Annotated in this window: 26 protein-coding genes; 15 read left to right on the forward strand and 11 right to left on the reverse strand. The window is 64.7% G+C overall.

Annotated features, from left to right (window positions below; translation table 11 throughout):
* Positions 1–59: 59 nt before the first annotated feature.
* Genes hisF through hisB form a run of 4 tightly spaced genes read right to left on the reverse strand, consistent with a single transcriptional unit; the run spans position 60 to position 2,843 of the window.
* Entirely contained in the window at positions 60–821 is a 762-nt protein-coding gene (gene hisF / locus Y88_RS14560; protein ID WP_008070609.1) for an imidazole glycerol phosphate synthase subunit HisF, read from the reverse strand.
* Positions 822–873: 52 nt separating this feature from the next.
* On the reverse strand, positions 874–1,602 hold the full coding sequence (hisA, locus tag Y88_RS14565) for a 1-(5-phosphoribosyl)-5-[(5-phosphoribosylamino)methylideneamino]imidazole-4-carboxamide isomerase (RefSeq protein WP_008070610.1): 729 nt from the start codon (positions 1,600–1,602) through the stop codon (positions 874–876).
* Positions 1,603–1,624: 22 nt separating this feature from the next.
* Positions 1,625–2,257 (reverse strand): imidazole glycerol phosphate synthase subunit HisH, encoded by a 633-nt coding sequence (gene hisH, locus Y88_RS14570; RefSeq protein WP_008070611.1) that lies wholly within the window; start codon positions 2,255–2,257, stop codon positions 1,625–1,627.
* Positions 2,250–2,843 (reverse strand): imidazoleglycerol-phosphate dehydratase HisB, encoded by a 594-nt coding sequence (gene hisB / locus Y88_RS14575; RefSeq protein ID WP_008070612.1) that lies wholly within the window; start codon positions 2,841–2,843, stop codon positions 2,250–2,252. Before hisB ends, hisH begins: the two co-directional genes overlap by 8 nt.
* A gap of 149 nt (positions 2,844–2,992) precedes the next feature.
* On the opposite strand from hisB, the gene Y88_RS14580 reads away from it, so the two are divergent.
* Positions 2,993–3,478, forward strand: coding sequence for an SspB family protein (locus Y88_RS14580; protein ID WP_008070613.1), 486 nt, complete (start codon positions 2,993–2,995; stop codon positions 3,476–3,478).
* Positions 3,479–3,500: 22 nt separating this feature from the next.
* On the forward strand, positions 3,501–3,872 hold the full coding sequence (locus Y88_RS14585) for a hypothetical protein (protein WP_008070615.1): 372 nt from the start codon (positions 3,501–3,503) through the stop codon (positions 3,870–3,872).
* Here the strand turns inward: Y88_RS14585 and Y88_RS14590 are convergent.
* Positions 3,851–4,480: a hypothetical protein gene (locus tag Y88_RS14590; protein WP_157132669.1), complete on the reverse strand. Its 630-nt coding sequence runs from the start codon at positions 4,478–4,480 to the stop codon at positions 3,851–3,853. The genes Y88_RS14585 and Y88_RS14590 overlap by 22 nt on opposite strands.
* Before the next feature lie 19 nt (positions 4,481–4,499).
* On the opposite strand from Y88_RS14590, the gene gmk reads away from it, so the two are divergent.
* Together gmk and Y88_RS14600 are read left to right on the forward strand one after the other, a co-directional pair.
* Positions 4,500–5,189 (forward strand): guanylate kinase, encoded by a 690-nt coding sequence (gmk, locus tag Y88_RS14595; RefSeq protein WP_008070620.1) that lies wholly within the window; start codon positions 4,500–4,502, stop codon positions 5,187–5,189.
* A 65-nt stretch (positions 5,190–5,254) separates the two neighbouring features.
* Positions 5,255–6,127: a metallophosphoesterase gene (locus Y88_RS14600; protein ID WP_008070622.1), complete on the forward strand. Its 873-nt coding sequence runs from the start codon at positions 5,255–5,257 to the stop codon at positions 6,125–6,127.
* Positions 6,128–6,134: 7 nt separating this feature from the next.
* Here the strand turns inward: Y88_RS14600 and Y88_RS14605 are convergent, their stop codons facing one another.
* Together Y88_RS14605 and Y88_RS14610 are read right to left on the reverse strand one after the other, a co-directional pair.
* Positions 6,135–6,452 (reverse strand): hypothetical protein, encoded by a 318-nt coding sequence (locus tag Y88_RS14605; protein WP_008070624.1) that lies wholly within the window; start codon positions 6,450–6,452, stop codon positions 6,135–6,137.
* 92 nt (positions 6,453–6,544) lie between these two features.
* Complete coding sequence (locus tag Y88_RS14610) at positions 6,545–6,796, reverse strand: GlsB/YeaQ/YmgE family stress response membrane protein (RefSeq protein ID WP_026166972.1); 252 nt, start codon at positions 6,794–6,796, stop codon at positions 6,545–6,547.
* 79 nt (positions 6,797–6,875) lie between these two features.
* Between Y88_RS14610 and Y88_RS14615 the strand changes: the two genes are divergently transcribed.
* The 5 genes from Y88_RS14615 (at position 6,876) to Y88_RS14635 (ending at position 11,498) form a co-directional block, all read left to right on the forward strand.
* Positions 6,876–7,199: a hypothetical protein gene (locus Y88_RS14615; protein WP_008070628.1), complete on the forward strand. Its 324-nt coding sequence runs from the start codon at positions 6,876–6,878 to the stop codon at positions 7,197–7,199.
* A 2-nt stretch (positions 7,200–7,201) separates the two neighbouring features.
* Positions 7,202–8,677, forward strand: a complete 1,476-nt coding sequence (locus Y88_RS14620; protein ID WP_018075813.1) for a sensor histidine kinase — start codon at positions 7,202–7,204, stop codon at positions 8,675–8,677.
* A gap of 39 nt (positions 8,678–8,716) precedes the next feature.
* Positions 8,717–9,157, forward strand: coding sequence for a response regulator (locus Y88_RS14625; RefSeq protein ID WP_008070631.1), 441 nt, complete (start codon positions 8,717–8,719; stop codon positions 9,155–9,157).
* On the forward strand, positions 9,157–10,203 hold the full coding sequence (locus Y88_RS14630; protein WP_018075812.1) for a sensor histidine kinase: 1,047 nt from the start codon (positions 9,157–9,159) through the stop codon (positions 10,201–10,203). The genes Y88_RS14625 and Y88_RS14630 overlap by 1 nt, the downstream gene beginning before the upstream one ends.
* A 197-nt stretch (positions 10,204–10,400) precedes the next feature.
* A complete protein-coding gene (locus Y88_RS14635; protein ID WP_018075811.1) occupies positions 10,401–11,498 on the forward strand; it encodes an OmpA family protein in 1,098 nt (365 codons plus the stop codon).
* Positions 11,499–11,627: 129 nt separating this feature from the next.
* Here Y88_RS14635 and Y88_RS14640 read toward each other — a convergent pair whose 3' ends face one another.
* Complete coding sequence (locus Y88_RS14640) at positions 11,628–12,278, reverse strand: sigma-70 family RNA polymerase sigma factor (RefSeq protein WP_008070634.1); 651 nt, start codon at positions 12,276–12,278, stop codon at positions 11,628–11,630.
* Between the two features lie 262 nt (positions 12,279–12,540).
* On the opposite strand from Y88_RS14640, the gene Y88_RS14645 reads away from it, so the two are divergent.
* Positions 12,541–13,341, forward strand: coding sequence for a response regulator (locus Y88_RS14645; RefSeq protein WP_008070635.1), 801 nt, complete (start codon positions 12,541–12,543; stop codon positions 13,339–13,341).
* Between the two features lie 38 nt (positions 13,342–13,379).
* Positions 13,380–13,559 carry a NepR family anti-sigma factor gene (locus Y88_RS14650; RefSeq protein ID WP_232281099.1) on the forward strand — a complete coding sequence of 60 codons (180 nt, stop codon included), beginning with the start codon at positions 13,380–13,382 and terminating at the stop codon, positions 13,557–13,559.
* A gap of 116 nt (positions 13,560–13,675) precedes the next feature.
* Here the strand turns inward: Y88_RS14650 and Y88_RS14655 are convergent, their stop codons facing one another.
* The 3 genes from Y88_RS14655 to Y88_RS14665 are packed head-to-tail and all read right to left on the reverse strand — an operon-like array spanning position 13,676 to position 16,878.
* On the reverse strand, positions 13,676–14,479 hold the full coding sequence (locus Y88_RS14655; RefSeq protein ID WP_008070637.1) for an SDR family oxidoreductase: 804 nt from the start codon (positions 14,477–14,479) through the stop codon (positions 13,676–13,678).
* Positions 14,480–14,535: 56 nt separating this feature from the next.
* Complete coding sequence (locus Y88_RS14660; protein ID WP_008070638.1) at positions 14,536–15,675, reverse strand: acyl-CoA dehydrogenase family protein; 1,140 nt, start codon at positions 15,673–15,675, stop codon at positions 14,536–14,538.
* Positions 15,676–15,714: 39 nt separating this feature from the next.
* Positions 15,715–16,878 carry an acyl-CoA dehydrogenase family protein gene (locus Y88_RS14665; RefSeq protein ID WP_008070639.1) on the reverse strand — a complete coding sequence of 388 codons (1,164 nt, stop codon included), beginning with the start codon at positions 16,876–16,878 and terminating at the stop codon, positions 15,715–15,717.
* A gap of 170 nt (positions 16,879–17,048) precedes the next feature.
* Between Y88_RS14665 and Y88_RS14670 the strand changes: the two genes are divergently transcribed.
* The 4 genes from Y88_RS14670 (at position 17,049) to Y88_RS14685 (ending at position 21,586) form a co-directional block, all read left to right on the forward strand.
* Complete coding sequence (locus Y88_RS14670; RefSeq protein ID WP_008070640.1) at positions 17,049–17,924, forward strand: SDR family NAD(P)-dependent oxidoreductase; 876 nt, start codon at positions 17,049–17,051, stop codon at positions 17,922–17,924.
* A gap of 130 nt (positions 17,925–18,054) precedes the next feature.
* On the forward strand, positions 18,055–19,347 hold the full coding sequence (locus Y88_RS14675; RefSeq protein WP_026166970.1) for an acyl-CoA dehydrogenase family protein: 1,293 nt from the start codon (positions 18,055–18,057) through the stop codon (positions 19,345–19,347).
* A gap of 65 nt (positions 19,348–19,412) precedes the next feature.
* Positions 19,413–20,501 (forward strand): Zn-dependent alcohol dehydrogenase, encoded by a 1,089-nt coding sequence (locus tag Y88_RS14680; protein WP_008070642.1) that lies wholly within the window; start codon positions 19,413–19,415, stop codon positions 20,499–20,501.
* A 17-nt stretch (positions 20,502–20,518) separates the two neighbouring features.
* Positions 20,519–21,586 carry a phosphotransferase family protein gene (locus tag Y88_RS14685; protein ID WP_008070643.1) on the forward strand — a complete coding sequence of 356 codons (1,068 nt, stop codon included), beginning with the start codon at positions 20,519–20,521 and terminating at the stop codon, positions 21,584–21,586.
* The last annotated feature ends 13 nt before the right edge of the window (positions 21,587–21,599 follow it).

Consider the following 21,599-nt stretch of genomic DNA (forward strand, 5'->3'; position numbering starts at 1 on the left):
GAACCCGCCGATTCTTCAAGGAAACCGAAAACGGGGAATCCCGTTACGGCACGAAACACTCACCCCCGCGCCGGCAGTCCTGCCGCCCGCAAGGCCGCATGAGCCTGCGCAATGGTATGCGTTCCGAAATGGAAGATCGACGCGGCCAGAACTGCACTGGCATGCCCTTCGACCACGCCTTCGACAAGGTGATCGAGCGAACCGACCCCACCGCTGGCGATGACCGGAACCGGCACAGCATCGGCAATCGTGCGGGTCAGTTCAAGGTCATAGCCGCCCTTGGTGCCATCGCCATCCATCGACGTCACCAGCAACTCGCCCGCGCCGAGTTCGGCAAGGCGAACCGCATGGGCAAGCGCGTCGATGCCGGTCGGCTTGCGCCCGCCGTGCGTGAAAATCTCCCACTTGCCCGGCCCCACGCGACGCGCGTCGACCGAGCCGACAATGCACTGCGCACCGAACTTTTCGGCAATGTCCCGGACGAGTTCGGGCCGCGCCACGGCCGCCGAATTGACCGCAACCTTGTCCGCGCCTGCCAGCAACAGCGCCCGCGCATCGGCAACCGCGCGCACCCCGCCACCCACGGTCAGCGGCATGAAGCAGACTTCAGCCGTGCGCGCGACGACATCGAGCAAGGTGCCCCGCCCTTCGTGACTGGCCGAAATGTCGAGGAAACACAGTTCGTCCGCCCCGGCCTTGTCATAGGCGCGCGCCTGTTCGACCGGATCGCCCGCATCGCGCAAGTCGACGAAATTGACCCCTTTCACCACGCGGCCATCGGCCACGTCGAGACAGGGAATGACCCGGATACGAACGGTCATCGGCGTTTCCTTCCCTTCAAACCGGCCCCGAGGAACCCGTCACCTGCGGCGATCAGGCCGCCTCGGCCATGGCGATCGCGGCGGCAAGGTCGAGCCGCCCGTCATAGAGCGCGCGACCGGTGATCACGCCCTCAATGCCGTCGGCTTCATGAATCTTGAGCAGGCGAATGTCGTCGATTCCCTTGACCCCGCCGCTGGCGATCACCGGAATCTGCGTCGCACGAGCCAGATCGACAGTCGCCTCGATGTTGCATCCCTTGAGCAAGCCATCGCGACCGACGTCGGTGAACAGGATCGAGGCGACCCCGGCGTCCTCGAACCGGCGCGCCATGTCCGCGATCGAGACGTCCGACACTTCGGCCCAACCGTGAGTCGCGACCATGCCGCCCCGCGCATCGACGGCAACGACGATACCGCCCGGATAGGCGCGTGCCATGTCCTTGACGAATTGCGGGTCGTTGAGAGCAGCCGTCCCGATGACCACGCGCGCAACACCCAGGTCGAACCAGCCGTCGACAGCGACCGGCGTGCGGATGCCGCCCCCAAGCTGAACATGGCCGGGGAACGCCTTGAGAATGCCCTCGACCGCCTCGCGATTGCGCGCTTCACCGGCAAACGCGCCGTCGAGATCAACGACGTGGAGATACTGGCTTCCGGCCTGCGCAAAAAGCTGGGCCTGCTGGGCCGGATTGTCGCCATAGACCGTCGCCCGGTCCATGTCGCCTTCGGCAAGGCGGACGACTTCGCCGCCCTTGAGGTCGATCGCGGGAAAAACAATCATCTTGAAACGTGATCCCTTCGTCTCAGGGTTTCCAGGCGAGGAACCGGGCCAAGAGCGACAGGCCGTAGTCCTGGCTCTTTTCCGGATGGAACTGCACGCCCAGAATGGTGTCGCGCGCCACGGCCGCGACCACGCCGCCGCCATGATCGGTGATCGCGGCGACATGGTGGCCGTTTTCCGGCACGAAATGATAGGAATGGAGGAAATAGGCTTCGCCCGGCTCGATCAGGGCGGCGCCGTCGCTGCTGTGTTGACGCGGCGCCACATCGTTCCAGCCCATGTGCGGAACCTTGATTGCCGGATCGGTGCTTTCGATCCGGCGAACTTCCCCGGCGATCCAGCCAAGACCCGGCGTCACGCCGAATTCGATGCCGCGATCGGCCAGAAGCTGCATCCCGACGCAAATGCCCAGGAACGGCGCGCCGCCGACCTCGACCCGCTCGGTCATCGCCTCGACCAGCCCCGGAACCGCGCGCAAGGCCTCGATACAGGCGCGAAAGGCGCCGACACCGGGCAGGACGATGCGATCGGCCGCCCGCACCACGTCGGGATCGGCCGTCACCACGATGCCCTCGCCCCCGGCAACGCGCAGGGCGTTGGCGACCGAGCGCAGATTGCCTGCGCCATAGTCGATGAGAGCCGTGACCTCAGCCACCGAGCTGCCCCTTGGTCGAGGGGATGGCATCGGATTTGCGCGGGTCGATCGCGATCGCCTGACGCATGGCGCGGGCAAAGCCCTTGTAGATGCCTTCGATGATGTGATGATTGTTGGTGCCGTAAAGGCACGCGATGTGCAGCGTGATCCCCGCCGACTGGCTCAGCGACTGGAACCAGTGCTCGAACAGTTCGGTGTCCATTTCGCCCAGGCGCGGCTGCGTGAACGCGGCTTTCCACACCAGGATCGGACGCCCGGAAATGTCGAGCGCGACGCGAGCGAGCGCCTCGTCCATCGGCGCGTGCGCCTCGCCGTAGCGGGTGATGCCCTTCTTGTCGCCGAGCGCCTGCGCGATCGCCTGGCCCAGCGCGATGGCGCTGTCCTCGGTCGTGTGGTGCTGGTCGATATGAAGATCGCCCTTCACCCGCATGGTCACGTCGATCAGCGAATGTCGGCTGAACTGTTCGACCATGTGATCGAGGAAGCCGATTCCGGTCGAAACGTCATAGACGCCCGTACCGTCCAGATTGACGGAAACGGCAATGTCGGTCTCGGCCGTGGTGCGAGTGATGGAGCCGGTGCGCATGGGCAATCGCCTATAGGCCTGCGCGCCGCCAAATCAATCGGTCGATCGCGCCTTTGCGCACCCGAAGCACCCTTGCGATGCGCCTCCGACGCTGCGGCAAGAACAATCCGTGCTTGACCGGGGGACGCGGGGGCGTCATCCGTTAGGGCATGAGTGAAGCCCCTGACAGCCTGATCCCCTACGACGAAATCGTGCAGGAGGCCCTGCGCGCCGTTGTCGGTCGCGTGCTTGGTCAGGTCGAGGCCTCGGGTAGCGTCCTGCCCGGCAATCACCATTTCTACATCACGTTCAAGACCGGAGCTCCGGGCGTTTCGATTCCCGACCGTCTGCGCGAACGTTTCCCCGACGAGATGACGATCGTCCTGCAGAACAAGTTCTGGGATCTGAACGTCACCGACACCGGGTTTACCGTCGGCCTGTCGTTCAGCCAGATTCCCGCGACGCTGGTCATTCCCTTCAGCGCGATCACCGCGTTCGTCGATCCCGCTGTCGATTTCGGCCTTCAGTTCCAGGCGATCGGCGATCTCGACGACGAATTGCACGAAGCTGCCGAAAACGACGTTCCCGAGTCGCCGGTCACGACCGCCGACGATGGATCGAACGTCGTCACCGTCGATTTCGGCCGCAAGAAATAATACCCCGCCGGTCGCGAACGTCATGAGCCTGCCTGACACCACGCAAGTGCAAACCGCCCGTACCCAAAGCAAGGTGGCTGCGGTCAAGCACAAGCTCGGCTTCCTTTCGCCGATCCTGACGCTCATCGCCGCCGACGTTGCCCTGCGCGCCGGCCACAAGGTGGTTCGCCAGGCGGTCGAGCACGGCCTACTCAAAGGGACGGCTGCCAGCAAGGCCCGCCTGATTCGCGGCAATTCGGTCAAGGAAACGGTGGTTGCCACCGCCATTGCCGAAGTGGCTCGCCGTTCGGTTCCCGGCGCGATCCTTGTGGGCGGCGTACTTCTCGCCAAGTTCCTGCACAGCCGCCGCGCCGAAGCGCGGGCCAAGGCGCTTCAGCCGCCCAAGGCGAGCTGAACCTCCAGCACGACGACCTCCGGGCCATCGGCCCAGCGCAACCCGGTGAGCGGGTGGTTGCAATCCCACCAGCGAACGAAAGCCCGTCGGGGAAACAGTCCCCGATGTCCCTCGCCACGCGCGTCGCCCATGGTGATCGCCTGCAAGGCTTCGCGGCGAACCCCGGTGATTTCCAACCGGACGCGACAGGCCCAATCGGGCATATGCACCGCCGCCAGCCATTTTTCCGCAGCGTCGAGGATGGGCCGTCCCTGCCACATCGCGCCTTCGCGATCGCGGCGCCAGCCATCGGCAAAGGCAACGTGACCGGCACGGCGCAGATCGGTGGCGACTTCGCCGCCTGACGCAAATCGTCCCGGCACCACCGCTTCGGCCACCGCAACGACGGCGCCGGGCGCAAGGCTGGCCAGAGGTGAAGCAAGCGGCACGCGCACCTGTCGCTTGGCGCCGGACAGGAACGCGCGCGCCATGGCCGGGTCGGCGATCAAACGGGCGATCATGGCGCGGTGATGGCCGAGTTCGCGCGATGGGACAAGAGCGGTCGGGAACGCTGTCCGGCGCCATTTTCCGCCCCATCCGGTCCCGACCACGCTTGACCGCCGGGGCATGGCTGGGCCATCAGCGCGCATGGCCGATATTGACCCGTCCCTTTCCGCCGCCCCTCTCGATGCCGCTTCCCTCGGGAGCCGCGACACGCTGCAGCGTCGCGGGCTGATGTTCATCCTGTCCTCGCCCTCGGGCGCGGGCAAGACGACGATCGCGCGGATGTTGCTCGACGCCGAACCCGAACTCGGCCTGTCGGTGTCGGCGACGACCCGGTCGATCCGCCCAGGCGAAGTCGACGGACGCGACTATCACTTCGTGCCCCAGACCGAATTCGACCGCATGGTCGAGGACGGCGAATTCTATGAATGGGCACGCGTCTTCGGCAACAGCTACGGCACGCCCAAGGGGCAGATTCGCGCCGGGCTCAAGTCGGGCCGCGATTTCCTGTTCGACATCGACTGGCAAGGCACGCAGCAGTTGCACCAGAAAGCGCAGGCCGACGTCGTGCGCGTGTTCATCCTGCCGCCCAGCCTCGAGGAACTGCACCGCCGCCTGGTCGGGCGCGGCACCGACAGTGTAGAAGTGATCGCCGCCCGCATGGCCCGCGCGCAGGCGGAAATCAGCCACTGGGACGGCTATGATTATGTCGTCATCAATGACGATGTCGAAACCTGCTTTGCAAAGGTGCGGCAGATCCTTCATGCAGAACGCATGCGCCGCACGCGTCAGACCGGCCTCATCGATTTCGTCCGGGTCCTGACCAGCAAATAGGCACTCCGCCCCGCGCTCGTGCGCGACCGATCCTCCGCTCCGGACGGAAGGACCATGGCAAGACGGTGATAGGGAAAAAACGGCCTCGCCTTGCCCGCACGGTCGCCGCCGTGCTCGCGACCGTTCTGGTCGTCGCGCTCTACGGTTTTTCCGAGGCGCGCCGCGATCCCGTTGTCCGGCGCGTGACGGTGATCATGCCCGGTGGCGGCTATGGCCCGCACGGGATGCGGATCGCACTGGTTTCCGACATCCATGTCGACAATCTCGCGATGCCGGTTTCCCGGCTCGAACACATCGTCGACCTGATCAATGCCGAACACCCCGACCTGGTCCTGCTCGACGGGGATTTCGTCAACGGCACGTCCGAACACGATCCGGCCGCCCATCCGGCCTCGGTCATCGAGCCGCTCTCGCGCCTGCGGGCGCCGCTCGGCGTCATCGGCGTCATCGGCAACCACGATTACCTGACCGGTATTCCGGAAGTGAAAGCCGCGCTGCGCGAAGCGGGCATCCCGGTGCTCGACGACAGCGCCGTCCGCATCGGCCCCATCGCGCTTGCCGGACTGACCGAGACTTTCGCGACCCGAACCCAGTTCCGACAGGCCATGGCATCCGCCCGTTCGCTGGGCGGCACGCCGGTCATTGTCGCCCATGCGCCCGACAACGTCCGCTGGCCCGCGTTCGACGTTCCTCTTTACCTGACCGGGCACACCCATTGCGGACAGATCGTGGTCGGCCCCCTGTCCAACTGGATCAACCTGCTGGACGGGAAGCAGAACTACGACCCGCGTTATCGCTGCGGGATTGTTCGCGACTGGGGCCGGATCACGATCGTCACGGGGGGCCTTGGCACCAGCCACATGCCGATCCGGATCGGCGCACCGCCCGATTTCTGGATGATCCGCCTTGTCGGCGAAAAGGATCGTGGCTGGCGCTGATACAGGCCTATTGCCGCAGCTTCTTCGCCGCCTGAGAGGCCTTGACGGAAACGTCGTCGACGGCATCGGCCGCCGCGCCCTTGCCCTTGGCGACCAGTTCCTTGCCCACAGCCTGCGCACTGTCGGCCGTATCCTGCGCCGCTCCGCTCAGACGCGCCATGTCAGCGTCGAGCCGTGCATCCGCATGACGCGTCGATGTTTCCTCGGGCGTCGGTTCGGCCTGTCCAGCGTCCCCGTCCTTGTGACACCCCGCCAGGGTAAAGACGACAGCAAGGCCGATCGCGGCCGTCCAGGCGAGCACACGATTGCGTCGTTCGTTCATCATAACATTGTCCTTCGTGCATGGCGCTTGGGCAGATCCTCCCCCGGGGCGCAATGGTCCGGAGAAAAGGGGGGAAAACCAGACCATTGCGCCGTTCAGCGCAGCGAGCCGCGCCGAAACAGGTTGACCAGCCCCAGCAGCACGATCGCCCCGATCAACGAGACCGAGAACGTGCCGATGGTGAGCGGACTGTTGTTGATGTCGCCATGGGCAAACAGTGCCCCGCCGAGAAAGGCGCCGACCAGCCCGATGACGACATTGCCGAGCAGGCCGAAACTCTCGCGCATGATCATGCCGGCGATGGCACCGACAACGGCGCCCGTGACCAGCCAGATGAGGATACCCATGATCGCTCTCCATTGCTTGTCTTGCATTGAGTAACAGGGCAAAAGCCCGAATGTTCCATCGGTCCGGACGGAGACGACCATGCCGTCAGGCAAAACGCCCGCGACCGGGCATTGGCGAACGCGGCGGCTGTTCCGGTTCGCGCCCATCGTCGCCGCGATCACGGCGCTGCCGCTGGGCGGCTGTTCCGACACCAGGACATGGCACGGCTATTTCTATGAAAACGTGCTGGTGAACGGGGCCGCCGAACTGTCGGTCCCCTATCCCGACGCGCGCAGCTGCCTTGCCGGAATGCGGGCCTACATGACCAAGGCGCCGCCCAATTCCGGCTTTGCCTGCGCGCGCGGCTGCCCCGAACCGATGTCGGGCGGCATCATTGCCGATTGCCGCGAAGTCGTGCGGTGACCATGGCTGAGCCCGAACAAGTCACCGAGCAGGAGCGTCGCGCGCTTCGCGGCACGATCACCCGATTTCTGACGGTCGGTCTGGTCGCACTGGTCGGCATTGTCGCCTCGGGCGGCGTACTCATGTCGATGAACCAGAGACAGATCGAGCTGATCGGCCACAGCTATCAGGTGGAGCGCGAAATCGCCAATATCCGCCTTGCCGTCGCGAGACTGGTGGCGGTGAGCCGGGAACCGCATGGCCGGAAGGGGCCTTCCGCCCTTCTCGCACGAGCACCGGTCGAGGCGGGCCTCAGCCTTGCAACGGAGCGCCTGTCCGACCTCTCGCGCGACAATCCCCGGCAACAGGCGCGCATCGTCATGCTGACCGATGCCGCCCGCAAGGCCGAACGCAATGCCAGCGCCGGAGCCGTGCTCGACGATACCGGCGGCTATCTCAGCCCCGACCCGACCGTGCTCGTCAACCGACTGTGCGATGTCATGGCGGCCGAGGAAAGCCGCCTGCTCGACTTGCGCATCGCCCGCCTGCGCGACATCGACAACGGGCTCTACGTCATTCTCGGCCTTGCGGGCGTGCTGCTGGCCGTGGTCGGCGCGCTGATCTTCACCACCCTGCGAAGCTATACCCGCGAGCTTTCCGCCTCGCACGAAGCCCTGCACGAAGCGAACGAAGGGCTCGAGGCGGCGGTGCAGGAGCGGACCGCCGAATTGAAGCGCGCCAATGCCGAGATCCAGCGCTTTGCCTATATCGTCAGCCACGACTTGCACTCGCCACTGGTCAATATCCTGGGCTTCACGTCGGAACTGGAAGCCGCCAATGCCGTGCTCCATGCGGCACTGGACAAGGCCCGGACCGAAAGGCCGGACAGCATCGATCCCACGACCTGCGTCGTGATCGAAGAAGACATGCCCGAAGCGATCCATTTCATCCGCAGTTCTTCGGCCAAGATGGACCGGCTCATCAATGCGATCCTCGAACTGTCCCGGCTGGGCCACCGCACGTTGCGCCCCCAATGGATCGAGCTGGGCACGCTGTGCCATGCCGTTGCCGACACCATGCAAGTGCGGCTGGCCGAAAGCGGGGGCGAACTCGTTCTCGACGAACCGATGCCCGAAATCCTGAGCGACCGGCTCTCGATCGAACAGATCATCGCCAACCTCGTCGAGAACGCGATCAAGTACGCCCATCGCGACCGCCCCCCGCACGTGCGCGTCACTGCGCGGCGCAGCGGCCCCGATGTCGTCATCGAAGTCGCCGACAATGGCCGAGGCATTTCCGAAAAGGATCACGACCGCGTCTTCGACCTGTTCCGGCGATCGGGGCCACAGGACCGCGAGGGCGAAGGGATCGGCCTTGCCCATGTCCGGGGGCTTGCCCACCGGCTCGGCGGGACGGTCGCGCTGCGCTCAAAGCCGGGCGTGGGCTCCACGTTCACGGTGACATTGCCCGTCCACTATCAGGCCGCCGATCCGTCCTGAACCTTGCACCCAATACCGTTTTGAAGGAAACCCACCCGCATGACCGGCGAACGATCCGTCACCATCATCATGATCGAGGATGACGAAGGTCATGCCCGCCTGATCGAAAAGAACGTCCGGCGCGCGGGGATCCACAACCGGATCGTCCATTTCACCGACGGCACCACTGCGCTCGACCACATCCTGCATGACGAAGCAGGCCCCCGCCGCAACGGCCCGGCCCTGATCCTGCTCGACCTCAACCTTCCGGACATGAGCGGAACCGAAATCCTCGCCCGGATCAAGGCGGACGAGGATTTGCGCCGGATGCCGGTCGTCATCCTGACCACCACCGACGACCGCCACGAGATCGAACGGTGCTACGATCTGGGCTGCAACGTCTACATCACGAAGCCGGTCAATTACGAGAATTTCGCCACCGCGATCCTGCAACTCGGCCTGTTCCTGTCGGTGATCCAGATTCCCGGCAGCGCGCTGTGATGCCCAATTCCGGCTCGCGCATTCTCTACGTCGACGACGATCCCGGCCTGTGCCGACTGGCACAGCGGAAACTGGAACGCATGGGTTTCGTCGTCGAACTCGCCCATGGCGGCGAAGCCGCGCTCGAGGCGATCGGGGATCGGCCGTTCGATCTGGTCGCGCTCGACCATTACATGCCGGGACAGGACGGCGCCACGACGCTGGCGCAGCTGATGGAGCTGCCCTCGCCCCCGGCCGTCGTCTATGTCACCGGAACGCAGGAAACCCACGTCGCGGTTCAGGCCTTGAAGGCAGGCGCGGCCGACTATGTCGTCAAATCGACCAGCGAGGATTTCTTCGACCTGCTCGGCCGCACGATCAACCAGGCGCTCGATGCCCGCCGCCTGAAAGCGGAAAAGGACCGGGCGGAACAGCACTTGCGCGAAACCAATGCCCAGCTCGAGGCAATGCTGGTCGAAATGAACCATCGCGTCGCCAACAGCCTGCAGATGATCTCCTCGCTCGTCAGCCTTCAGGCTCGGCGCGCCAGCGGCGAAGAGGCCCAGACGATTCTGATGGACATGCGCCGCCGCATCGATGCCGTTGCGCGCGTCCATCGCCAGCTCTATGCCGATGGCGGCGGGGGAACCCGCATCTGCATGGCGGCCTATGCCCACGCGCTGGGCCGGGACCTGACCGACAGTTTCGGGCTCGATGCCGGTCGCCGAAGGATCCGCGTCCTTGCCGAACCGATGGAACTGCCGACGGCGACCGCGATTTCGCTCGGCATCCTTGCCAACGAACTGGTCAGCAATGCCTGCAAATATGCCTATGCCGACGATGCGGAAGGCGAAGTGCGGGTCCGCTTCGAGCCGATCGGCAGCGACGGCTATCGCCTGACGGTCGAAGATGACGGCGCTGGCTGGGACGAGAACAATGCCGCGCGGGGGACCGGAATCGGGTCACAGATGATCCGCGCCATCGCCGAGGGACTCGGGGCACGCTTCTGCCGGAGCAACAGTGCCACCGGGGTACGCGCGATCATCGAAAAATTACCTCCGGAATGATGACCAATCCGGTGAACCTGTGACGTTTTTACAACAAAATCCATGTGTTGAAATTTTTTTTGGGCTTGAGAGCCCCTTCATGCAACAAATTTGATCCCAAGCACTTTTCCTTCCGAACGCTGGTCAGTAGGCACGCGCACCCGGGCTTCAGCCCCGGACCCTTTGCCCCCCGGCTTCATTGAAAAGAAGGGAAAACCATGAAAAAACTAGTCGTAGCCGCGGTTCTCGCGTCCACGTCGCTTGCCGGAACCGCCGCCCATGCGCGCGACACCGGCCCCTACGTCATGATCGAAGGTGGCGGCGTCAAGAACGAACAGACCAATGTGAACGGCCCCGAAGGCGACGTTCACTCGGACCACTTCAAGACCGGCTGGGAAGCTGGCGGCGTTCTCGGTTACGACTTCGGTCACTTCCGTCTTGAAGCTGAAGGTTTCCACCACGAAACCCACCTGAGCGTGCTCGAAAACGGCGCCGGCCGCTTCACCAACGGCAACGGCGCTTCGGGCAAGGCCACCGCGACCGCAGCCATGGCCAATGCGCTGTTCAGCGTCGGCCACTGGGGCGGCATCAAGGCCTATGCCGGCGGCGGCGTGGGCTGGGCTCGCACCTCGCTGAGCGAATACGCACCTGAATCGGCTTACATCCACGATCACGACAGCGGCTTTGCATGGCAGCTGATCGGCGGCGTGACCATGCCGATCACGCGCACGATCGATTTCGGCCTGCGCTATCGCTACTTCCGCCCCGATGGCGCGGATCACTTCACCGCTTCGGACGGCACCGTGCACCAGGCACAGCTGACCTCGCACTCGCTGCTGGGCACGCTGAGCTTCAACTTCGGCAAGGCGAGCCACTCGGCTCCGGTCGAAACCCAGGCTCCGCCGCCGCCCCCGCCGCCGCCGCCCCCGCCGCCTCCCCCGCCGCCCCCGCCGCCGGCTCCGGTCTGCAACAAGGGCCCGTACATCGTGTTCTTCGACTGGAACAAGTCGGACATCACGACCGAAGCGGCAACGATCCTCGACAACGCGATCACCGCGTATGGCAACTGCGCCAGCGTTCCGATCGAACTCGACGGCTACACCGACCGCTCGGGCAGCCCGAAGTACAACCTCGGCCTGTCGGCTCGCCGCAACGCCTCGGTTCAGGCTTACCTGACCGCTCACGGCGTCCCGGCTGCCGAAATCGCCACCAAGGCCTTCGGCGAAGCCAATCCGCGCGTCCCGACCGAAGACGGCGTGCGCGAACTGCAGAACCGTCGCGTGGAAATCACCTACGGTCCGGGTTCGGGCAACTGATCGCCGCGACCTGCGGCGGGCCCGTCCCGCCGCAGGTCAGCGACCGGTGTCGTCAGGATCTGACGCAAAAGAAAAGGGGCCGGGAAACCGGCCCCTTTTTTTGGGTTCCACAACGATGGAACGCGACCGTCAGGCGACCAGCCGCTCGAGCACGTGGGGCGGCGCGATCGCCTGCAACTGTGCAAGGAAAGCGTCCAGCACTTCGCCCTTGAGCACAAAGTCCCGCCGCGCATCGGGCAAGGAGCCGCTTTCGATGGTCGCGGAAAGGGCCGCACGCGCACGGGCGATCCGGCTCTTGATCGTGCCGATCGCGACGCCGCAGATTTCCGCCATTTCCTCGTAGCTTACATGCCCGATCGAAAAGAGCACGAGCGCTTCACGCTGAGCCGCTGGCAAGAGCGCCAGTGCGCGCAGCACATCGGTCGCTTCGACACGGCCTTCCTGTCCGCCCTTGGTGCGCAAAGTCCGTTCCGCCATCTGCTCGTCATAGGCGCCGACGAACCGTTCGCGGCGGACTTCGCCGAGATAGACGTGGCGCAGGATCGTGAAAGTCCAGGCCCGGATACTGGTCCCGGCAATGAAACGGTCGCGCGCGGCCCATGCCTTGGCCAGTGCCTCTTGCGCCAGGTCGTCGGCGCGGTCGCGATCGCCGCACAACGAACGCGCATAGGCGCGCAGATGGGAAATGACCGACGTCAGTTCGACGTGAAATTCCGCGTCGGTCAGCCGGGGCAGGTTTTCCTCGCCCCCTTCGATCTCATGATCGGTGTGTTCGCTCATGATACGTGCTCCGCCTTGGTTGTCTTGCCCGGCACTACGGTCCCGAAAGGTTCTGCACGACGGGGAACATCCGCGCCGCCCAAGCGTATCGAAGGACCGACAGCCATGGCATGCAAAGACGGTTGACCGAGCCAACTTGACTACAGGATTAATCGTGCAAGGCTGATCCCCGATCCGCGACGAACCGACCGCGGGAAGAGGATCAGCGGATCACGCAAGGACCGGTTCGCAAGGAATCGCACAAGGAAAGCCCGAGATCGATATGACGTTCGAGCAGACAACGACTCCTGACGATCCGCCCGTGGACGGCGATGGCCCGGGCATCGACGGGCTTTCCCGCAATCTTCCCTATCTGCGGCGCTATGCCCGTGCGATCACCGGATCGCAGTCGCGCGGCGACCGCCTCGTCCAGACCATGCTCGAAGCCGCCGTACACGATCCGGCCCTGCTCGCGCGCATCGCACAAAGCCGGGTCGCCCTTTACCGGACCTTTTCGGAACGGGCCGCGGCCGGGGAGCCGGCAACGCCATCGCAGCTGGCCCGCGTTCCGACCCGGGCCCGCCACGCGCTTCTGCTCAACCGGCTGGAGGATTTCTCCCTTGCCGAAACTGCCGCCATTCTCGACGTGGACGAAGCGCAAGCCCGCGCGCTGGTTTCCGAAGCTCTCGACGACATTGCCAGCGAGGAAAGCGCGGACGTCCTTGTCATCGAGGACGAACCGCTGATCGCGGCGCATCTCATGGCCATCGTCGCCGATGCCGGGCACCGTCCGCTCGCCCATGCGACCACGGCGACAGCGGCCCGCGAGGCCTTTGAACGCTATCGCCCCGCCCTCGTGCTGAGCGATGTGCAACTGGCCGACGGCAGTTCGGGCATCGACGCGGTCGAGGACATCCTGCGCCTTGCCCCGGTTCCGGTGATCTTCGTGACCGGCTATCCTGAAAAACTGCTCACCGGCGAAGGGCCCGAACCGGCCTTCCTGATCCGCAAGCCATTCCGCGACGAGACGATCCATGCCACGATCAGTCAGGCGCTTTTCTTTGGAGCGCGACTGGCAGGATGAACCCCAACGAACGCAATCCGTGCGACAGGACCTCTTTCGTGCCCCGATCACGCAAGTCCAAGACGCCCCCGCGACAGCCTCTGGAACAGCCGGAGTGGAGCCGTCACATCAAGGCCTATTACGATCAGGCCGCCAGCGAACCGATCCCGGATTCCTTCGTCAAGCTGATGGAAGACCTCGCCCGTGCGGCGAAGAAGGAGGATCCCTCGCGGAAATGACGCGAGGGGACCGGGCCGACGGACGCCTGCCCACGCAAGGAAAGCATCGCCCCGGATCAGGTCCGGGGCGATACTGAGGACAGGTTGGCACTCATGGAGCCCCCTGCCCCCAAAGCTCAGTGCCCCGAAGGATCGGCAAAGTCGGTCGGGATCGCCCCGTTGACGATCCCGCCGTCGATCGGCAACGGCGTGCCCACGACATAGTCCCCTGCCCGACTGGCAAGGAAGATCGCCCCGCCCGCCATGTCCTCGATCGTGCCGACCCGGCCCGAAGGAATGCCCTCCGCCGACTTTTCCGGCGCCAGCTTCGCCGCCTTGTTCATTTCCGACGGGAATGCGCCAGGGCAAATGCAGCTGACGACGATATCGTCCTTGATCAGGCGTGCGGCCATGCGGCGGGTGAGCTGGATCACGGCCGCTTTCGAGGCCTGATAGGAATAGGTTTCCCAGGGATTGAGCCGAAGCCCGTCAATCGAGGCGATGTTGATGACTTTGGCCAGATGCCCGGTGGCAGCCCCCGCCTTGAGCAGCCCGTACAGCTTTTGCGTGAGGAAAAACGGCGTCTTGACGTTGAGGTTCATCACCTTGTCCCAGCCCGCTTCGGGGAAGACCTCGAAATCCGCCCCCCACGCGGCACCCGCGTTGTTGACGAGAATGTCGATCCGGCTTTCCCGCGCGGCGAGTTCGGCGGCAAGATCCTCGATCCCGGCCAGTGTCGAGATGTCGCCGGGCAAGGCGATGCACCGTTCGCCAAGCCGTGCGGCGGTTTCGGCCACGGCCTCGGCCTTGCGCGCGGTGATATAGACCCGCGCGGCTCCGGCGGCGAGGAACCCTTCGGCAATCATTTCGCCGATCCCGCGCGATCCGCCGGTGACGACGGCCACACGCCCTTCAAGGCTGAACAGCCCGGAAAAATCCATTATCTTCTCTCCCTTGCGATTGGCCCCCGACGAGCGATCTCATCGGGGGTCCGGCATCAATATCCGCTCAGCGTCGCGACGCGGTCGGCATGGTAATTGGCGTCACCCAGAAATTCGGCGAGCGCGCGGTCGCGTTTCATGTAAAGGCCGATGTCGAATTCGTCGGTCATGCCGACACCCCCGTGCATCTGCACACCTTCGCGAACGGCCAGATTGGTGGCGCGGCTCGCCTTGGCCTTGGCCACCGAGACCATGAGGTCCGCGCGCGAGGAACCGGCATCGAGCAGCTGCTGCGCCTTGATCACCGCCGCTTCGGCAATTTCCAGTTCGGAATAGAGATGCGCGGCGCGATGCTGCAGAGCCTGGAACTCGCCGATCAGCTTGCCGAACTGCTTGCGGGTCTTGAGATAGGCCGTGGTCATGGCAAAGGCCCCGCCGCCGACGCCGGTCAGTTCGGCAGCACTGCCGATGCGTCCGGCTGCCAGGGCCTTGTCGAGCACGGCCCGGCCACCATCGACTTCGCCGATGACTGCGCCACCATCGACTTCGACGCGATCGAACGTGACATGGCTGGCGATCGAGCTGTCGACCAGCCGGACCGCATTGTGCCCGATCCCCGCAGCATCTTTCGGCACGGCGAACAGGGTGATCCCCTCTGCATCGCTATCGCTGCCCGCTGTCCGGCCTGCCACGATCAGGGCATCGGCCGTGGCGCCATGGATGACGAAGTCCTTGCGCCCGCTGAGGCGGAAACCATTGCCCGCGCGCTCGGCCTTGAGAGCGATGCGTTCGGGGCGATGCTTGGCCCCTTCGTCGAGCGCGAGTGCCAGCACGCTTTCCCCGGCAACCACGCCGGGCAGATAACGTCCTTTCAGATCCTCTGACGCATGGCCGAGCGCGGTGGCACCGACCACCGCAGTGGACAGGAACGGCGACGGGGTCAGATTGCGGCCGATCTCGCGCAGGACAATCCCCGCCTCGACATGACCAAGCCCGAGGCCGCCATCCGCTTCGGAAACGAGAATGCCGGTCAGCCCCATTTCGGCAAACTGCTTCCACAAGGCCGGGTCGTACCCCCGCGTGTCGTTGCCGTCGCGCAGACGCCGCAGCTGGGGCTTGATCGCCCCTTCCCCGGCGATGAACCCGGTGACGGTGTCAGCCAGCATGGCCTGATCTTCATTGAAATAGAGCGGCATGATCCTCTCCTGTTGTTCTGTGTCGTGGCTCGCGCCGGTTCAGGCGCCGGGAAGGTCGAGGATGCGCTTGGCAATGACGTTGAGCATCACTTCGCTGGTGCCGCCCTCGATCGAATTGGCCTTGGTCCGCAGCCACGAACGCGCAGGGGTTCCGCCCCGCGTTTCGGCGCTTTCCCATTCGAGTGCAGTCGAACCGCCCGCCGCCATGAGCAGTTCGTGGCGCTGCTTGTTGAGCTCGGTCCCGCTGTATTTCATCATGTTGGGCTGGGCCGGATGGGCCTTGCCCACCTTGATCTCGTCGAGGAACTTCTCGCCCATCGCGGCGAAGGCCAGAGCATCGACGTCGAACTGCGCCAGTTCCGCCCGCAGGACCGGGTTGTCGATCCCGCCGTTGCGCTGAACGACGGCGCCGATGGCATTGAGCCGTTCACTTCCGCCTGCGCCCGAGATCATCTCACGCTCGTGGCCCAGCAGGTACTTGGCGACGTCCCAGCCGCGATTGAGTTCGCCCACGATCTGCGCCTTGGGCACGACGACATTGTCGAAAAACGTCTCGCAGAACGGCGAAGCACCGCTGATCAGCTTGATCGGCCGGGTCGAGACTCCCGGCGTCGTCATGTCGAACAACAGGAAGCTGATGCCCTGATACTTGTTCGCCTTGTCGGTGCGGACAAGGCAGAAGATCCAGTCGGCCTTGTCGGCATAGCTGGTCCAGATCTTTTGCCCGTTGACGATCCAGTGGTCGCCCTTGTCCTCGCCGAACGTCTGGAGCGAAACCAGGTCGGACCCCGAACCGGGCTCCGAATAGCCCTGGCACCAGCGGATTTCGCCGCGGGCGATCTGATTGAGGTAATGGACTTTCTGCTCTTCAGTGCCGAACTTGAGCAGCGCGGGGCCAAGCATCCAGATGCCAAAACTCGACAGCGGGGGCCGCGCGCCGATGCGGGCCATTTCCTCGCGCCAGATCTTGGCCTGGGCAGGGTCCATGCCCGCCCCGCCATAGGCCTTGGGCCAGTCGGGCACCGTGTAACCATGCGCGACGCAGCGTTCGAGCCAGATCTTCTGCGCCTCGCTCTTGAAAGCAAACGCCCGCCCGCCCCAGCAGATGTCATCCTCGTCCTCGATCGGACGACGCATTTCAGGGGGGCAATTCGCATCGAGCCAGGCGCGGATGTCCGCGCGGAAGGCCTCGAGATCGGTCATCGTTGTTCTCCTCTCTTAATCGAGAGGTTAAATCGAGTCGCGACCACCTTTCAAGCCCGCATTTCCGGACAATTTTCAAAGTCCCCGATGCCGTAGCGTCAACCGCCAAGCTGTTGACGGAGCACTGAATGCGGCTCAGTTTCCGGCCCCAGAACACAATTGGGAACAGGATGTCCACCATGACAAATCCGTCGCGATTCAGCGGCAAGACCGTCGTTGTCACCGGCGCGGCCTCGGGGATCGGCCGCGCCACCGCGCTTGCCTTTGCCGCCGAAGGGGCGCTCGTCCATGCCGCCGACATCGATGCCGAGGGGCTTGCCGCGACGGCCGCTGCGGCCAGCGGTTCGATCGACACTCATATCACCGACGTCACCGATACCGGCTCCATCCGTGCCCTGATGGACGGGGCCGCGGCTGAAACCGGAGGCATCGACGTCGTTTTCAACAATGCCGGAGCAGGCGGCGACCGCGCACGCATCGACGAGATCGAACCCGAAGGCTGGGACCGCACGATGGACCTGCTGCTGCGCTCGGTCGCATTCGGCATCCGTTATGCCGTCCCGCACATGATCGGCCGCGCTTCGACCCGCACCGGCGGGGCCGCGATCATCAATACCTCCAGCGTCGCGGCGGTCGGCCCCGGCTATGCCCCGACGGCCTATTCGGTGGCCAAGGCCGGCGTGCTGCATCTGACCAAGGTCGCCTCGGCCGATCTTGCCCGTCACGGCATCCGCGTGGCCGCGGTCCAGCCCGGCTTCATCAACACCAACATCTTCACCAGTGCGCTTGCCATGTCCGGCGAAGTCGAAGCCCAGGCCAAGGCCGTGATTGCACAGATGTCGACACAGGCCCAGCCGGTCGCGCGCGGTGGTCAGGGAGAGGACATCGCCCGTGCGGTCCTGTTCCTCGCCAGCGAGGAAGCCGCGTTCGTCACCGGCACTTCGCTGATCGTCGACGGGGGTCTTACCGTGGGGCCACGCCACAGCTGGGACCCGGAAAGTCCAGGCATTTTTGAAATGCTGGAAAAATTCGCACCTCCATCGTGAAGAGCGGCTTGATCTCCCGCTCCCGTTCGCGCAGAGAATTTAATTGATAGGTTAAATGAACGAGAATCGACGCCATCGGGGCGTCGCAGCGCAAGAAGCCCGCACGAGCGGGCATGATGGAGAGGAACTGATGGATTTCGATCCGACCGAACGGCAGATCTACTGGCGCAACCGCGTGCGCGAGTTCATCGAGGATCACGTCCGCCCGCGTCAGGGGGACTACAAAGCCGAACAGCTTTCCGGCGATCGCTGGAAAGTGCTGCAAGTGATCGAAGAGGAAAAGGCCCGCGCCAAGGCGACCGGCGTCTGGAACCTGTTCATGCCTCCGCGCAATGCCGGACACCATCACATCGATGAAACCTTCCGGTTCGAAGGCCCGGGTCTTTCCAATCTCGAATATGCCCTTTGTGCCGAGGAAATGGGCCGCATCGGCTGGGCCAGCGAAGTATTCAACTGTTCCGCGCCCGACACCGGCAACATGGAAGTGCTCCACCGCTACGGCACGCGCGCGCAGAAAGACCAGTGGCTCGCGCCCCTGATGAACGGCGACATCCGCTCGGCCTTCCTGATGACCGAGCCGCAAGTGGCCTCCTCGGACGCCACCAATGTCGAAACCTCGATCCGGCGCGATGGCGATCACTATGTCATCAACGGGCGCAAGTGGTGGTCCTCAGGTCTGGGCGATCCGCGCTGCAAGATCCTGATCGTCATGGGCAAGACCGACTTCGGCGCGAAGAAGCACCAGCAGCAGTCGATGATCCTTGTGCCCACCGACACGCCGGGCGTCGAGATCGTCCGCCACCTGCCCGTCTTCGGGTTCGATGACGCGCCCCATGGGCACATGGAAGTGCGCCTGACCGACGTGCGCGTGCCGGCCGACAATCTCCTGCTGGGCGAAGGACGCGGGTTCGAGATCGCGCAGGGGCGCCTCGGGCCGGGCCGCATCCATCACTGCATGCGCTCGATCGGCGCGGCCGAAGAAGCCATCGCCAAGATGGCGCGTCGCCTGCAAAGCCGGGTCGCTTTCGGGAAGACCATTGCCGAGCATTCGATCTGGGAACAGCGCATCGCCCATGCCCGCATCGACATCGAGATGACTCGCCTGCTCTGTCTCAAGGCGGCGGACATGATGGACAAGGTCGGCAACAAATCGTCCGCGCTCGAAATCGCGATGATCAAGGTACAGGCGCCCAACATGGCCCTGCGCGTGATCGACGATGCCATCCAGGCCCATGGCGGCGGTGGCGTGTCGGAGGATTTCGGCCTGGCCCAGTCGTGGGCGGGGCAGCGCACCCTGCGCCTTGCCGACGGTCCCGACGAAGTCCACTGCCGGGCCATTGCGCGGATGGAATTTGCCCGCCATGCGCAAACCCCTCAAAACGATCGCGATTTCAGCTCGGGCGATCTGGGCGTCGCGCGCTGACGGCAATCGGCCCCGGCGAGGATGCCGGGGCCGCTTTCCCACATTTTCGACCAAGGAGCCTTGCCATGAAAGCCGCCGTTCTCGAACAAGCCGGCAAGCCGCTGGTCATCGACGATCTGACCGTCTCCAAGCCCGGCCCCCATGAAGTGCTGATCCGCACCGTGGCCTGCGGCCTGTGCCATTCGGACCTCCATTTCATCGAAGGCTCCTATCCCCACGCGATGCCCTGTGTTGCCGGACACGAAGCGGCAGGCATCGTCGAGGCCGTCGGCAGCGAAGTGCGCACGGTGAAAAAGGGCGATCACGTCGTCACCTGCCTCTCGGCCTTTTGCGGCCATTGCGAATATTGCGTGACCGGTCGCATGGCGCTGTGCCTTGGCGGCGATACGCGCCGGGCGCCCGGCGATGCGCCGCGCCTGACCCGCACGCGCGACGGGATCGCCGTCAACCAGATGCTCAATCTTTCGGCCTTTGCCGAAATGATGCTCGTCCACGAACACGCCTGCGTCGCGATCAATCCCGACATGCCGCTCGACCGTGCGGCGGTGATTGGCTGCGCAGTGACGACGGGCGCGGGAACGGTCTTCAACGCGTGCAAGGTGACGCCGGGCGAGACTGTCGCCGTCGTCGGTTGCGGCGGCGTCGGGCTTGCCACGGTCAACGCGGCCCGGATCGCGGGCGCGGGGCGTATCATCGCCGCCGACCCGATCCCGGAAAAGCGCGAACTGGCGCTGAAACTGGGGGCCACCGACGTCATCGACGCAACTGCGCCCGACGCTGCAAAACAGATCGTCGAAATGACCAAGGGCGGCGTCGACCATGCCATCGAGGCGGTCGGACGCCCCGCTTCGGCCAATCTTGCCGTCGCGGCCCTGCGCCGGGGGGGAACTGCCACGATCCTTGGCATGATGCCGCTCACCGAGCGCGTGGGGCTGAGCGCGATGGATCTCCTGTCGGGCAAGAAGCTCCAGGGCGCGATCATGGGCATGAACCGCTTTCCGGTCGATCTGCCCCGCCTCGTCGATTTCTACCTGCGCGGGCTGCTCGATCTCGACACGATCATTGCCGAGCGGATCCCGCTCGAAGCGATCAATTCGGGCTTCGAGAAAATGAAAGCCGGTCATTCGGCCCGTTCCGTCATCGTATTCGAATAACCGGGAGAGGATCGCGCATGACAACGACACTGGACGCACAGGCCGCCTTTACCGGAACCGTTGCGCCCGAAGGCGACGACCGGCTCGACGAAACCCGCCTGACGCAATGGTTCGAACAGAATGTCGCCGGGTTCGTCGGCCCGCTGTCGATCGCAAAGTTCAAAGGCGGGCAATCCAATCCCACCTATCGCATCGACGCACCGTCCGGCCCTTATGTCCTGCGCCGCAAACCCTTTGGCAAGCTGCTGCCCTCGGCCCATGCAGTCGATCGCGAATACAAGGTTCAGGCCGCCCTGTCCGCCACCGGATTTCCGGTCGCCCCGCAATATGGCCTGTGCACCGATGACAGTGTGATCGGCTCGTGGTTCTATGTCATGGGCTGTGTCGATGGGCGCACGATCTGGGACGGGGGCATGCCCGGCGCCACGCCCGAAAGCCGCCGCGCGCATTACGAGGCCATGGTCGATACGCTGGCCGCCTTGCACAACATCGACGTCGAGGGGGTCGGCCTTGGCGATTTCGGAAAGCCCGGAAACTATTTCGGGCGGCAGGTGGAACGCTGGACCCGGCAATATCGCCTGTCGGAAACCGAAACCATGGACGAGATGGAGCAGCTGATCGCCTGGCTCCCCGCCACTTTACCCGAACAGACGCGCGTCAGCGTGGTTCACGGCGACTATCGCATCGACAACATGATCTTTGCGCCAGGCGAACCGCGTGTCGCGGCCGTGCTCGACTGGGAACTCTCGACGCTCGGCGATCCGCTCGCCGACTTCACCTATTTCTGCACAGCCTGGGTTCAGGACAACGCGGGGCGCTCGGGCGTGCAGGATCTCGACCGCAAGGCGCTGGGCATTCCCGAACTCGAAGAGGTGGTGGAACGCTACTGCGCGCAAACCGGGCGTGACGGATTGCCGGGGCTGGACTGGTATCTTGCCTACAACTTCTTCCGCCTTGCCGCGATCATTCAGGGTATCAAGAAACGCGTAATCGACGGCACCGCCTCATCCGCCCACGCCAAGGCCATGTCCGAGAAAGTGCAGCCCCTCGCCGCGCTGGCATGGGCCCATGCGCAAAGGGTTTGATTGGAAATTCAGG

The organism is Novosphingobium nitrogenifigens DSM 19370 (genome assembly GCF_000192575.1).
In the GTDB taxonomy this organism is placed as follows: Bacteria; Pseudomonadota; Alphaproteobacteria; order Sphingomonadales; family Sphingomonadaceae; genus Novosphingobium; species Novosphingobium nitrogenifigens.